This window comes from Blattabacterium cuenoti, assembly GCF_014251695.1.
GTDB lineage: Bacteria > Bacteroidota > Bacteroidia > Flavobacteriales > Blattabacteriaceae > Blattabacterium > Blattabacterium cuenoti_T.
Genome location: NZ_CP059195.1, coordinates 92,594 through 106,778, shown reverse-complemented (window position 1 = coordinate 106,778; position 14,185 = coordinate 92,594). Strand labels below are relative to the sequence as shown.

Annotated in this window: 12 protein-coding genes and 1 tRNA gene; 4 read left to right on the top strand and 9 right to left on the bottom strand. The window is 26.1% G+C overall.

Annotation, left to right across the window (positions count from 1 at the left end; genetic code table 11):
- The first annotated feature begins 8 nt into the window (after positions 1–8).
- The 3 genes from ribH to H0H62_RS00445 are packed head-to-tail and all read left to right on the top strand — an operon-like array spanning position 9 to position 2,914.
- Complete coding sequence (ribH, locus tag H0H62_RS00455) at positions 9–491, top strand: 6,7-dimethyl-8-ribityllumazine synthase (RefSeq protein WP_185860798.1); 483 nt, start codon at positions 9–11, stop codon at positions 489–491.
- Complete coding sequence (gene mutL / locus H0H62_RS00450; protein WP_185860797.1) at positions 488–2,221, top strand: DNA mismatch repair endonuclease MutL; 1,734 nt, start codon at positions 488–490, stop codon at positions 2,219–2,221. The genes ribH and mutL overlap by 4 nt, the downstream gene beginning before the upstream one ends.
- A 3-nt stretch (positions 2,222–2,224) precedes the next feature.
- Positions 2,225–2,914, top strand: a complete 690-nt coding sequence (locus H0H62_RS00445) for a rhomboid family intramembrane serine protease (RefSeq protein WP_185860796.1) — start codon at positions 2,225–2,227, stop codon at positions 2,912–2,914.
- A gap of 24 nt (positions 2,915–2,938) precedes the next feature.
- Here the strand turns inward: H0H62_RS00445 and lepB are convergent, their stop codons facing one another.
- Entirely contained in the window at positions 2,939–4,399 is a 1,461-nt protein-coding gene (lepB, locus tag H0H62_RS00440) for a signal peptidase I (protein ID WP_185860795.1), read from the bottom strand.
- Positions 4,400–4,410: 11 nt separating this feature from the next.
- Positions 4,411–5,124, bottom strand: a complete 714-nt coding sequence (dapB, locus tag H0H62_RS00435; protein ID WP_185860794.1) for a 4-hydroxy-tetrahydrodipicolinate reductase — start codon at positions 5,122–5,124, stop codon at positions 4,411–4,413.
- A 150-nt stretch (positions 5,125–5,274) separates the two neighbouring features.
- Here dapB and H0H62_RS00430 point away from each other — a divergent pair.
- Positions 5,275–5,359 (top strand) — tRNA-Leu (locus H0H62_RS00430).
- Positions 5,360–5,364: 5 nt separating this feature from the next.
- Here H0H62_RS00430 and ilvA read toward each other — a convergent pair.
- The 7 genes from ilvA to dnaJ form a co-directional block, all read right to left on the bottom strand.
- On the bottom strand, positions 5,365–6,630 hold the full coding sequence (gene ilvA / locus H0H62_RS00425) for a threonine ammonia-lyase (RefSeq protein ID WP_185860793.1): 1,266 nt from the start codon (positions 6,628–6,630) through the stop codon (positions 5,365–5,367).
- A 27-nt stretch (positions 6,631–6,657) separates the two neighbouring features.
- Entirely contained in the window at positions 6,658–7,707 is a 1,050-nt protein-coding gene (gene ilvC, locus H0H62_RS00420) for a ketol-acid reductoisomerase (RefSeq protein WP_185860792.1), read from the bottom strand.
- A gap of 25 nt (positions 7,708–7,732) precedes the next feature.
- Positions 7,733–8,032, bottom strand: coding sequence for an acetolactate synthase (locus tag H0H62_RS00415; protein WP_185860791.1), 300 nt, complete (start codon positions 8,030–8,032; stop codon positions 7,733–7,735).
- Between the two features lie 19 nt (positions 8,033–8,051).
- Positions 8,052–9,746: a biosynthetic-type acetolactate synthase large subunit gene (gene ilvB / locus H0H62_RS00410; protein WP_185860790.1), complete on the bottom strand. Its 1,695-nt coding sequence runs from the start codon at positions 9,744–9,746 to the stop codon at positions 8,052–8,054.
- Positions 9,747–9,752: 6 nt separating this feature from the next.
- Positions 9,753–11,438, bottom strand: a complete 1,686-nt coding sequence (ilvD, locus tag H0H62_RS00405) for a dihydroxy-acid dehydratase (protein ID WP_185860789.1) — start codon at positions 11,436–11,438, stop codon at positions 9,753–9,755.
- A 277-nt stretch (positions 11,439–11,715) separates the two neighbouring features.
- A complete protein-coding gene (mnmA, locus tag H0H62_RS00400) occupies positions 11,716–12,930 on the bottom strand; it encodes a tRNA 2-thiouridine(34) synthase MnmA (protein ID WP_185860788.1) in 1,215 nt (404 codons plus the stop codon).
- A 131-nt stretch (positions 12,931–13,061) separates the two neighbouring features.
- Positions 13,062–14,180, bottom strand: coding sequence for a molecular chaperone DnaJ (gene dnaJ, locus H0H62_RS00395; RefSeq protein WP_185860787.1), 1,119 nt, complete (start codon positions 14,178–14,180; stop codon positions 13,062–13,064).
- Positions 14,181–14,185 lie beyond the last annotated feature (5 nt).

Here is a 14,185-nt window from a genome sequence, read left to right as displayed (position 1 = left end):
TTATGTTTATGAAAACAGAACCTACTTATTCATTAGATGAAAAAAAAATAAAAAATGCCAATTTAAAATTGGCTATTATTGTTTCTTTATGGAACAGAGATATTACAAGTAGGTTATATAAAGGAGCTTATGAAACTTTAATTCAATCAGGAATATTAAAAGAAAAAATTAAGACTTGGGAAGTCCCTGGAAGTTTTGAATTAATTTATTCTTCTAAAAAAATAGCTCATTGTTATAATTTTGATTCCATCATTGTAATAGGGTCTTTAATCCAAGGAGAAACTCTTCATTTTAAATATTTATGTCAAGCTATTTCGCATGGAATTAAAGATATTAACATTATATATGATGTTCCTGTTATATTTTGTATTCTTTCTGATAGAAATCAACAACAATCTTTTGATCGATCAGGAGGAAAAAATGGAAATAAAGGGATAGAATCTGCTAAAACAGCCATATATATGTCTTTATTTAGAAAATCTATAAAATGAAAAATATTATTCAATTTTTGCCTGAAAAAGTGATTCAGCAAATAGCAGCAGGAGAGATTATACAACGTCCTTCTTCTATTTTAAGAGAACTCTTAGAAAATGCAATAGATGCTAAGGCAAAAATGATTGATATTTTTATAAAAGATTCAGGAAAAACATTGATTCAATTAATAGATGACGGAATAGGAATGAGTATTGATGATGCTAAAATGAGTATTCAAAGACATGCAACTTCTAAAATTAAAAAAACTGATGATATTTTCAGAATTAAAACAAAAGGATTTAGAGGAGAAGCTTTAGCGTCTATAGCACTTATTTCTCAATTAGAAATACAAACTAAAAATAAAGAAAATGGAACAGGAATCCACCTTTTTGTAGAAGAAGGAAAAATAAAAAAACAAATTCCTTTAAATATGCTTAAAGGAACAAGAATTTCTGTAAAAAATATTTTTTATAAACTTCCTGTTAGAAGACAATTCTTAAAATCTTCTAGGATAGAATTTCAACATATTATTTATGAATTTTATAAAATTGTTTTAGCGCATAGAGATATAACATATCGTTTTTATCATAACGATAAAATTTTCTTTTATTTTAAAAAAGCTTCTTTAATAGAAAGAATTCAAGAAATTTTTAAAAATAAAAGAAAAAGTTTAGTCCCCATTTTTATAAAAAAAAATAAAATTATTATAAAAGGATTTGTTAGTATTCCAGATTTTTCAGTAAAAAAAGGAGATCAATTTTTATTAATCAATCAACGTTGTGTTACACATTTACTTTTACATAAAAAAATTATTCATTCTTATAAAGGTTTTTTAAAAGATTTCAAAACTGCTTCTTATTTTATTTTTATTTTTATAGATACTCATTTAGTAAATTGGAATATACACCCAACAAAAAAAGAAGTAAAATTAGAAGAAGAAGAAACTATTGGTATAATAATTCAACAAGAAATTAAAAATATTCTATTTCATCAATATAAAGTAAAAAACAAAGAGTTAAAAAATTGTGATATTTTTTTATCTTGTAAATCATTTGAAAATGATCATTTATTAAATAATTTTTATGATAAACTTTCTGATAAAGAAAAAGTCATTAAATTGGAAAATTTATTTCATAAAATTAATGAATCTGATTCTGATCCATTCAATAACAATTTTAAATTAACAAATGATTTATCTCATTATGTTTATCATAAAACAGATATAAAGACTTTTCAAATCAATAAAAAATACATAATTTTTGTATTGAACAATGAGCATATAATACTGGTTGATCAACATAGAGCACATCAAAAGATATTATTTGAATACTTTTTAAGAAAAAAAAACTTGATAAGTCAACAATTTATTTTTCCTATAAAAGTAAAGCTGTTGGAAACAGAATCCATTTCTCTAAATAATATAAAAAATGATTTGATCCATTTTGGATTTCATTTATATATTTGCAAAGAGTCTGTTAATTTATATTCTGTTCCTGAAAATATACATCAAAATATGTTGGTTGAAGTCATTCAAAATATTATAACATATAATTTTATTAAAGGAGAAAAAAATAATAAAAAAAAACTTATTCAAATTATATCCAAATCGGCATCTATAAAGTACGGAACAAAGTTATATCCTGAGAAAATGGAATGTATAATTAAAGATTTATTTTCTTGTCATAATCCAAATTATACGTATTCAGGTGATCCCATCTTTTTTGTTTTAAAAAAAAATATTTTTTAAAAAGTGAATTTTTATACAAACTTCAATTCAGATGCTGTCAAACATTTAATCAGTATTAATATACTTGTGTATACAGCTGCTTTTGTTTTTTCACAATATAAAATAGAGAACATTCTTTCTTTATATCATCCTTTAGATGAACGATTTGAATTATATCAGATTCTGACTCATATGTTTGTACATTCCAAACGACTTTTTTTGCATATAATTTTCAATATGTTGGCTTTATTTATGTTTGGAGGACAAATAGAAACTTTATTAGGAGTAAAAAAATTTATAATTTTATATTTTTCATCAGGAATTTTAGCCGCATTATTTCAAATCATTTTTAATACTGGTATTTTATATTATTTTGTTCAAACTTTAGATTTTTCACAAGCTCATAAAATGTTAAATTATTTAAATGAAGAAGAAAAAATAAATCTTTATAGTTCTATCTATTCTCCTATGATGGGGGCCTCTGGAGCTATAAGTGGAATAGTAGGAGCCTTCGCTAAATTTTTTCCAGAACATAAAATTTTCATTTTACCTTTTCCTTTTCCAATAGCTGTTAGAAAAGCTCTGATTATTTTTATTTTTGGAAGTTTTGTTTCTTCTATTTTGAATTTGGCACCTGGAGTCGCTCATTTTGCTCATATTGGTGGTATTTTATCTGGTTATTTTATAGGAAGTTTTTTTATCAAAAAAATATGAAAAAATAAATTAAAATTGAGTTTATTATTTTTCACTTTTAAATAAAAAATAAATTAAATATGAAAATGAAAATAAAAAAAATAAAGATAAATAAGAATGTTCCCCATCTATTGTTCTCATAATACGATTCCAACGAAATTTCCAATTGAACATATTTAAAGGTCTATCTCTATCCCAATCAATACTCATCCATATAAATATAGGTTTCCCTACTATATGATTTTCTGGAACAAAACCCCAATAACGAGAATCAGATGAATTATGTCTATTATCCCCCATCATAAAATAATAATCATTTTTAATTTTATAATATTTTTTAGAAACTAAATTTTTAACTTTTTCATAAGCAAAAATTTCATGATAAATATGAATATTTTTTGAATTTAATTTAATGAATTCTCCTTTTTTAGGAATGTGTAATGGACCAAAAAAATCTCTATTCCAATTAGAGTTATATATATAACGTTCCTTAAAATAAATAGGAAGAATATATTTTTTTATAAAAACTATGTTTTTGAATATATTTTTTATCTGGACGGCACTTTTTTCGTTTAGCATAATTTGATAGAAATATTCATCATTTCTTTCTCCAATATATTCTATATCTTCAATATCCATTTTATTTTTAAGATATTCTATATTTAAAGGATAATTCCCCGTTTTAACAAAATAAGCTTGTTGTTTTCCAAAAAAAGATCTTTCTTTTTTATTATTAACAAATAAAATTCCTTTTTTAATAAAAATTAAATCTCCCGGTAATCCTACACAACGTTTAATATAATGATCTTTTCGATCTATTATTTTATGATTATAATCTTTAGGAAAATTAAAAACAACTATATCATTTCTTTTCACAGGTTGTATGGAAGGAAAACGAAAATAAGGCCATTGAAAAATAGAGATATAAGATTTTACGTCCCCCATAATTTTATTATGTGTAAAAGGTATAGAGAGAGGTGACATAGGCATTCGTAATCCATAATGAATTTTACTGACTAATATAAAATCTCCTACCAATAAAGTTTTTTCCATAGAAGAAGTAGGGATAACAAAAGGTTGAACTATATAAGTATGAGTTATAAAAGAAAAAATAACAGCTAATAAAATTCCTATATTATCTTCTTTTTTTTTAATATGTTCAATGTTTAATAATTGAATTTTTTTAAAAAAATTGACATAATAAATATATAAACCTGCAGATAAAAAAAATAAAAAAACATTTTTTTTCGTTTTTTTTAAAAAAGTATAAATCAAATCCATCCACAAAATGAAAATTAACATAATGCTAGATAATGGAATAAATAACAGAAAAATCCACCATATAGATCTTTTGTATATTTTCAAAAGAATGAAAATATTATATACGGGGATAAAAATTTTCCAAGACTTTACACCCAATTTTTTATAAAACTTCCATGTTCCTGAAATATGAATAATATGTTCAAAAAATAAAAAAAGACCACTAAAAATAAAATATTGTTGCATAAAAAAATATTTTATTTTATTCCTAAAACCTCTTTCATAGAAAAAATACCTTTTTTTCCCTGTATCCATTCTGATGCAATTACAGCACCTAAAGCAAATCCTTCTCTACTATGGGCTTTATGTTGAATTTTTATATTTTCTATTTTAGATTCGTATTTTACGACATGGGTTCCTGGAATATTATTTAACCTTTTTGATAAAATCAAAATCTGATTTTTTGTTTTTTTTTCATCCAAAACCCATGTTTTTTTCATTTTATTGTTTATTATATCTTTTGCTAAAGAAAGAGCGGTCCCACTTGGTTTATCTATTTTTTCTTTATGATGAATTTCCTCTATTGTTATTTCATAATCTTTAGAATATGAATGTAAAAATTTGGACAATTTTTGATTAATATCGAAAAAAATATTCATTCCAATACTAAAATTGGAAGAATATAAAAATGATCCATTTTTTTCTTGACATATTTTTTTAATAATTTCAAATTTTTCTATCCATCCTGTGGTCCCACACACTACAGGAATGTTATTTTCTATACAAATTTTCACATTGTTGAATGCAGAATGAGGGGTACTAAATTCTATTGCTACATCTGAATTTGAATTATTCAATAAATGGAAAGAAGGGGTCCCATCATAACATAATGAAATATTATGATTTCTAATTTTAGCCATTTTTTCTATAGTTTTCCCCATTTTTCCATATCCTATTATTGCTATATTCATATTATTTTATTTAATTTGAATAGAATTCATTCAAAGATAAATTATATTTTTTTTTGTGAAATATAAAGAAATTCTATATTTTAAAATAGATATGAAATTATCCTAAATAAATTTTTTTGTTTATTATTTATTATATGATATAGATGTAATGCCCACGTGGTGAAAATGGTAGACACGCCACTTTGAGGGGGTGGTATCCGATTAGGATGTGCTGGTTCAAATCCAGTCGTGGGTACAAAATTATATCAGAATACGAAATAAATCTGGATTTTTATTTAAATATTGAAAATGAACCTTATATTTTTTCATTCTTTTTAATAAAACAGAAAATTCATTTTTATCTGCTAATTCTATTCCTATTACTGCTGGGCCTTCTTCTTTAGAAGTTTTTTTAGAATATTCAAAATAGGCGATATCATCTTTTGGACCCAAAATATTGTTAACAAATTCTTTTAAAGCACCAGCTCTTTGAGGAAATTTTACAATAAAATAATGTTTTTTCCCTTCATATAATAGAGATTTCTCTCTTATTTCTTCCGTTCTAGTAATATCATTATTTCCTCCACTTAAAATACAGACAATAGTCTTTCCTTTTATTTCATCAGAATAAAAATCTAAAGCGGCTATTGAAAGAGCTCCAGCAGGTTCTGCAATAATAGCTTCTAAATTATATAAATCCAAAATCGTTGTACAAACTTTACCCTCAGGAACAGTTCTAATATCAAATAATGTTTGATTACATATATTAAAATTTAATTCTCCTACTTTTTTTACTGAAGCTCCATCAATGAATCTGTCAATTCTTTTTAATTCAACAATTTCTCCTTTTTTTAAAGAAAAACTCATAGATGGAGCTCCTTTAGGTTCTACTCCTATAATTTTAGTTTTAGGACTAAATTCTTGAAAATAACTTGCTACACCAGAAGCTAATCCTCCTCCACCAATAGGAATAAAAATATAATCAATATCTGAAATAGATTGCTGTAAAATTTCTAACCCAACAGTAGCTTGTCCTTCAATAATTTTAATATCATCAAAAGGGTGAATAAAAATTTTTTTATTTTTTTTACAATCTTTTATTGCTTCACAACTAACTGCATCAAAGGTATCTCCGTTCAGAATAATTTCAACATACTCTTTTCCAAACATTTTAACTCTTTCTACCTTTTGTTTAGGAGTCGTACTCGGCATATATATTTTTCCTGGAATTTTTAATGTACTACAAGAATAAGCAACCCCTTGCGCATGATTTCCTGCACTTGCACAAACAATTCCTTTTTTCAATTCTGTATGAGATAAACTTTTAATTTTATTGTAAGCTCCTCTAATTTTGTATGATCGTACAATTTGTAAGTCTTCTCTTTTAAGAAAAACATTAGCTTTATATTTTTCTGATAAAAAAAAATTTTTTTGTAATGGAGTTTCATAAATAATATCTTTTAAAATATTATTAGCTTGAATTATTTCTTTGTAAGAAGGAAAATATCCTTTAAATTTATTTTTCAATACTTTAAAAATAAAAATGAGAAAATGTTATGAATCTTTTTTTTCCGGCCTAAGATTACGAATGATAGAGCCTACTTTCCATAATTCACTTTTTTTTATATTTTTCAATTCTTTTTGTAATTTTTCTCTATAATTTATATCACTATTAGCTTTAATAATTCTTTTGGCTTCGTTACCAGAAAATACTTCATGATATAATTCTTGAAAGATTGGAATAGTAGCATCTCTAAATTTTTCCCACCAATCTAAAGCCCCTCTTTGTGCAGTAGTAGAACAATTAGAATACATCCAATCCATTCCTTTTTCAGATATTAGTGGCATCAAACTTTGAGTTAATTCTTCTACCGTTTCGTTAAAAGATTCTGAAGGAGAATGCCCTTTTTCTCTTAATATTTGATATTGTGCCGCAAAAATTCCTTGTATAGCTCCCATCAAAGTTCCTCTTTCTCCTACTAAATCAGAATAGACTTCATTTTTAAAATTTGTTTTAAATAAATATCCAGATCCTATTCCGATTCCAATGGACAGAGTTTTGTCTAAACTATTTCCACTATAATCCTGATAAATAGCATAACTAGAATTAATTCCTTTTCCTTGTTTAAAATGTCTTCTTAAACTAGTCCCCGAACCTTTGGGGGCAACTAAAAAAATATCTATATTTTTAGAGGGAGATATTTTTGTTTGACTACGAAAAGTCAATCCAAATCCATGTGAAAAATATAAAGATTTTCCTTCAGTTAAATATTTACTAAGAGTAGGCCAAAAAGAGATTTGACCTGCATCTGATAATAAATACATGAGTATAGTTCCTCTTTCAGAAGCTTCTTCTAAAGAAAAAAGATTTTTTCCTTCTATCCATCCATCTTCTAAGGCTTTATCCCAAGAAAAAGAATGTTTTCTTTGTCCTACTATCACTTTAAATTCATTATCGCGTAAATTCAAAGATTGTCCAGGCCCTTGTACTCCATAACCTAAGATAGAAATAGTTTCTTTTTTCAAAATTTCTCTAGCTTTAGATATAGGGAATTCATCTCTTGTAATGATAGTTTCTTCTATAGATCCAAATTTAATTTTCATAAGTTTTATTTTTAATTTAAGTCAATTAATATGTAGCGAGTGGTATCTCCATTTTTTTCCATGATTTTTTTTCTTCTAATTTATAATAGTAAACATGAATAATTCCAATTAATTTTTCAATTAATTTTTTTATTTTAAATAATTGTTCTTCTTTACATTCTAAGTCTATAACAGATTGAACATGATTGATTGTTTCATTTTTATTATTACTAGATACATTAATATGATTGGGTTTCATATTCCTTCGATTGAATAAAATAAGAATTCTACTTAATAATCTTGTTTCTTTTTCTCCTAAAATTATTATTCTGAATTGATGCTTCATAGAGTTATATATTTATAATTTATGTTAAACGAATTTCATCTACAGCTGCTCCTGCAGGAATCATAGGAAAAACATTATCTTCTTTTTCTATTATTACTTCTAATAAAAAAGCTTTTTCATGATTTAATGCTTTTTTGACTGATTCTTCTAATTCTTTTCTTTTACTCACTTTTTTTGCTTTTATGTTATAAGCATTAGCTAATTTTATAAAATCTGGATTAACTAATTTTGTGCATGAATAACGTTTATCAAAAAAAAGTTGTTGCCATTGACGTACCATTCCCAAAAAATTATTATTTAACAATATAATTTTAACAGGAATATTATTTTCTAATATAGTTCCCATTTCTTGTATTGTCATTTGAATTCCTCCATCTCCTACTATACAAAGAACTTGTCTATTTTTCGCTCCTAATTTAGCTCCTATAGAAGCTGGTAAAGCAAACCCCATAGTTCCCAACCCTCCAGAAGTTATTTGACTTTTTTTGAAAGTAAAATTGAAATATCTAGAAGCTATCATTTGATGTTGCCCTACGTCAGTTACAAGGATTGCATTTTTTTGTTTATATTTATTTATCCATTTGATAACTTCCCCCATGGTCATTCCTTCTTTTTTTGGATTTAAATCTCTTTGTATAACTATAGTTTTTTCTTTTTCTTTAAGATGGATAAATTGTTTTATCCATTTTTTATGGATAGATTTGTTTACATAAAAAATTAATTTTTTTAAAGATATTTTACAATCTCCCAAAATTGGGATATGACATAATATATTTTTATTAATCTCGGAATAGTCTATCTCTAAATGAATGATTTTAGCTTGTTTAGCATATTTATTTATATCTCCAGTTACACGATCATCAAATCTCATTCCTATCGCAATAAGAATATCACATTGATTAGTTAAAATATTGGGAGCATAGTTCCCATGCATTCCTAACATTCCTACATATAAATGATGATTACTATTCAATGCTCCTAATCCTAATAGAGTACTAGCTACTGGAATTCCAGTTTTTTCAACAAATTCTTTAAATTCTTTTTCTGCTTCGGATAAAATTACTCCTTGACCTACAAGAATCAAAGGTTTTTCAGATAAATTAATTAGATTTGCCGCTTCTATTATTCTCTTGTTTTCTATACAAGGATATGGATGAAAATTTTTTATATATTTACGATGTGTATAGTGAAATACAGTTTTTTCAAACTGGGCATCTTTAGTAATATCTATCAATACAGGTCCTGGTCTTCCTTTTTTAGCTATGAAAAAACCTTTTTGAATGGATTCACAAATATCTTTAGCTTTTAAAACTTGAATATTCCATTTTGTTACAGGAATAGAAATATCTATGATATTTGTTTCTTGAAAAGCATCAGTTCCTAATAAATGAGAAGATACTTGTCCAGTAATACAAACAAGAGGAGTACTATCTGTTAAAGCATCTGCTAATCCGGTAATTAAATTAGTAGCTCCTGGCCCTGAAGTTGTAAAACATACACCAATTTTTCCAGTAGCTCTAGCGTATCCTTGTGCTGCATGAATAGATCCTTGTTCGTGACGCATGAGAATGTGCGAAATGGAATTTAAATAATCGTGTAAAGAATCATATATTGGCATGATAGCACCACCTGGGTATCCAAATATGTATTCTACCTCTTCATATAAGAGTGTTTTTATTACTATTTCTGAACCATAGAATAATTTTCTTTCCATACATAACTAAAATTGATCTGTAATACACCCTTCAGATGCTGGAGATACCATTTTTATATATTTGTATAGATATCCTTTTTTAATTTTTAATAGAGGAGGAATCCATGATTTTTTCCTTTTTTGTATTTCTTCATTTTCCACTTCAAGAGTAATCGTGTTATTTTCCGCGTCTATTTTAATAAAATCTTTATTTTTTACTAAAGCAATTAATCCTCCAGATTGTGCTTCTGGAGTGATATGTCCAACAACGAACCCATGTGATCCTCCTGAAAATCTTCCATCTGTAATAAGAGCTACTTTTTTTCCTAATCCGGCCCCCATGATATAAGATGTCGGTTTTAACATTTCTGGCATTCCTGGCCCTCCCATTGGACCTACATATCGAATGACAATTACAGATCCAGGTAAAATTTTATTATTCAAAATAGCTTGATTAGCTTCTTCTTCCGAATTAAAAACATTAGCCATCCCTCTAAAAATTGTTCCTTCTTTTCCAGTAATTTTAGCTATTGATCCTTCGGGGGATAAATTTCCATAGAGTATCCTGATATGTCCGTTTTTTTTTATGGGATTATCTAAAGAATGAATAATTTTTTGATTAAAAGTTATATTGGGGATATTTTTCATATTTTCAGATAATGTTTTTCCAGTAACGGTTAAACAATCTCCTGATAATATTCTTTCATTTAATAAATATTTTATAATAACAGGCATTCCTCCTATCTTCGTATGAATATCTTCCATTAAAAAAATCCCACTAGGTTTAAGATTTCCAATAAGAGGAACTTGATTGCTAATTTTTTGAAAATTTTTTAAAGAAAAATCAATATTCGCTGATTTAGCAATAGCTAAAAAATGTAAAACTAAATTAGTAGAGCCTCCTAAACACATAGATAATTTTACTCCATTTTCTATAGAAGTTTTTGTCACTATGTCTTTTGGTTTAATCCCTATTTTTAATAGGTTTTTAATATATGTAGAAACTGTTTTACATTCTATTTTTTTATTTTCACTGATTGAAGGAGAAGAAGAAGAATAAGGGAGCATCATCCCCATAGTTTCTAAAGCAGAAGCCATAGTATTTGCAGTATACATACCTCCACAAGCACCTGGTCCTGGACAAGAATTTTTTACGGTATTTTTGTATTCTTCTTCAGTAATTTGATTAGTATTTTTTTTTCCTAAAGCTTCAAAAGAAGAAATAATATCTAATTTTTTTCCATTGTAATAACCTGAAGAAATACTTCCTCCATATACAATTATAGATGGTCTATTTAATCTTAGTAAAGCTATCATTACTCCTGGTATATTTTTATCACATCCAGGTATAGCTATCACTCCATCATAATGATGAGAATCAACTACAGTTTCTATACTATCTGCTATTAATTCTCTGGAAGGAAGTGAATATCTCATTCCTAATGTTCCCATAGTAATTCCATCACTTACTCCAATAGTGGTAAATTGAAACCCTACTAAATTTTCAGTTATGACCGATGATTTTATTTTTTTAGCCAATTCATTTAAATGCATATTGCAAGGATTCCCTTCGTACCAATTACTCACTATTCCTATTTGAGCTTTATCAAAATCTGATTCTTTCATTCCTGTAGCATACAACATAGCATGTGCGGCTGGTAAATTAGCTTCTTTTGTGATTTTTTTGCTAAAATCGTTAATTTTTTTTTTCATGAAATATTTTAATAAATAAAAAAGCCCTACTGATCTATCAAGTAGGGATAAAAAAATAATACCAAACTTGAATAGTTTTACACTAATCAACTATACAAATTTTAAATTATATAATATGCAAAAATATAAAAAAAATAGATTATACAAAATCGATTTTTATGTATTTATTTTTAAAATATTATTATTTTTTGATTTATTAATGAATATATTGTAAAGTTTTTATAATAATAAATTACTTGAAAAATGTATTTATGTTAATAAATAAATATAAAATATATTAAATTTTTTGAAATAATATAAAATGTAAAATAATAGAAATAATTCCCGATCCTATTAATTCTTTTCCAAGATACCAAACAGCGAATTGTCCTTCCGTAATAGCGCATTGCATGTATTCAAATTCTATGAACATTCCTTTTTTTATTTTATATAATTTTGATTTTTGTAACGGTTGTCTATAACGGATTCTACATAATACATCCATTTTATCTCCTTCAAAAAGAGCAAGATCCTTACGGATCCAATGTATATTTGGTTCTTGAATGAACAAAGATTTTCTGTATAATCCTGGATGTTCTTTCCCCATCCCTGTATAAACAATATTTTTTTTTATATCAGTATCTATAACAAAAAGAGCGTCCTTATAACCTCCTAACGCTATCCCCTTCCGTTGTCCTTTAGTAAAATAAAATGCTCCTTGATGATATCCAATTATTTTTCCATCTGATTTTTTATATTTTTTTTTTTTAGATAAAAAGAATAATTCTTCTTCTTTAGAAAAAAAAATTTTTTTTTCTTTATATACTGATGCATTAGAATTAATGCAGACTATTTCTCCTTTTTTTGGAGGGATTTTTTTTTCAAGAAAACTAGGTAAATGAATTTTACCTACAAAACATAAACCTTGAGATTCTTTTTTATGAGCATTCCATAATTTATGGATTTTAGCTATTTTTCTTACTTGATTTTTAGTTAATAATCCTAATGGAAATAAAGATTTTTTCAATTGATATTGCGTTAATTGACATAAAAAATATGATTGATCTTTATTAAGGTCTTTTCCAATCAAAAGACGATAAATTGTTTTTCTATTTTTTATAATTTTTTCTTTATTTACATAATGCCCAGTCGCTATAAAATCTGCTCCTAAATCAAGAGCTATTTTCAAAAAAATATTAAATTTGATTTCTTTATTACACAAAATATCTGGATTAGGGGTTTTCCCTGATTTATATTCATGAAACATATAGTTTATAACATGTTTTTTGTATTCATTTTTCATTTCTACTACTTGGAAAGGAATATTTAATTGTTTGGACACTAACATAGCATCAATACTATCTTCCTTCCAAGTACATTTATTATTATTAGTATCATCCTCTTCCCAATTATGCATAAATAATCCAATAACTTCATATCCCTTTTTTTGAAGAATGAATGCAGCAACACTTGAATCTACTCCCCCTGAAAGTCCAACTACTACTTTTTGCATAATGATAAAATTTATCAATTTTATATATAGATGTTATATAAAATTATAATTTTATTAAAATCAATAAAAATAGAAAGAAAAGGAAGTATATATGGAATAAAATATTTAAAAACAAATCATTTAATTTTTTTTTAAGAAAACATTTCTCTAACACGATCAAAAAATGATTTTTCTAAATTTCCGGGATGAGGAAGAAAATTTTCATTTTTTCTCATTTTTTCAAAAAATTTTCTTTGTTCTTCATTAATTTTTTTGGGAGTCCAAACATTAACATGAATTAAAAGACTTCCATATCCATATCCTTCCAGATTAGGTAATCCTTTATTCTTTAATCTAAGAGTTTTTCCTGATTGTGTTCCTGGATCTATTTTTATTCTTGCTTTTCCATTAATGGTAGGAACTTCTTTTAAAGCCCCCAATATTGCATCTGAAAATGATATATACAAATCATAATGAAGATTATTTCCTTCTCTTTTTAATTTAGTATGAGGAATTTCCTCAATTAACACAATCAAATCACCATGAATTCCACCAAATGGAGCTTCGTTCCCTTTTTCAGAAACTTTTAATTGAATCCCTTCTGTAAGACCTGCAGGAATTTTAATATTCACCAATTCTTCTTCTTTAATTAATCCATGTCTATTAGCTCCATATGGAATATTTTCAACTATTTTACCGGTTCCAGAACATCTTCCACATTGAGATGAGGTTTGCATTCTTCCTAAAATTGTATTGGTTATTCGTATAATTTGACCTGTTCCATTACAAGACATGCAATTTTTAAATTTTATTCCTTTAGCAACTTTAAGTCTTTTAACTTTAACTTTTTTTTCTACTCCATTAGCTATTTCTTCTAATGAAAGTTTTACTCTAATTCTTAAATCACTTCCTTTAATGGTTTTATGTCTGGTTGATCTTCCAAATCCAAAACTAGAAAAACCTTCTCCAAATGCATCTGCAAAAATATCTCCAAAATTTGTAAAAATATCCTCCATATTCATTCCTGTCCCTGAACTAGTTCCTTTTATTCCAGAATGTCCAAATTTATCATAACGTTGTTTTTTTTCTGGATTGCTTAAAACTTCATAAGCTTCAGCTGCTTCTTTAAATTTTTCTTCTGCTTTCTTTTTATTATCTAAATTCTTATCTGGATGATATTTTATTGCTAGTTTTCGATAAGCTTTTTTAATTTCTTCTGGAGAAGCGTTTCTAGAAACTCCTAATACTTCGTAATAATCTTTTTTCATCATGAAGA

Excerpts from the sequence above, each read along its gene's own strand:
- mutL (WP_185860797.1), top strand. The coding sequence starts at position 488 with ATGAAAAATATTATTCAATTTTTGCCTGAAAAAGTGATTCAGCAAATA.
- ribH (WP_185860798.1), top strand. The coding sequence starts at position 9 with ATGAAAACAGAACCTACTTATTCATTAGATGAAAAAAAAATAAAAAAT.
- lepB (WP_185860795.1), bottom strand. The coding sequence starts at position 4,399 with ATGCAACAATATTTTATTTTTAGTGGTCTTTTTTTATTTTTTGAACAT.
- dnaJ (WP_185860787.1), bottom strand. The coding sequence starts at position 14,180 with ATGATGAAAAAAGATTATTACGAAGTATTAGGAGTTTCTAGAAACGCT.
- mnmA (WP_185860788.1), bottom strand. The coding sequence starts at position 12,930 with ATGCAAAAAGTAGTAGTTGGACTTTCAGGGGGAGTAGATTCAAGTGTT.
- ilvD (WP_185860789.1), bottom strand. The coding sequence starts at position 11,438 with ATGAAAAAAAAAATTAACGATTTTAGCAAAAAAATCACAAAAGAAGCT.
- H0H62_RS00415 (WP_185860791.1), bottom strand. The coding sequence starts at position 8,032 with ATGAAGCATCAATTCAGAATAATAATTTTAGGAGAAAAAGAAACAAGA.
- ilvB (WP_185860790.1), bottom strand. The coding sequence starts at position 9,746 with ATGGAAAGAAAATTATTCTATGGTTCAGAAATAGTAATAAAAACACTC.
- ilvC (WP_185860792.1), bottom strand. The coding sequence starts at position 7,707 with ATGAAAATTAAATTTGGATCTATAGAAGAAACTATCATTACAAGAGAT.
- dapB (WP_185860794.1), bottom strand. The coding sequence starts at position 5,124 with ATGAATATAGCAATAATAGGATATGGAAAAATGGGGAAAACTATAGAA.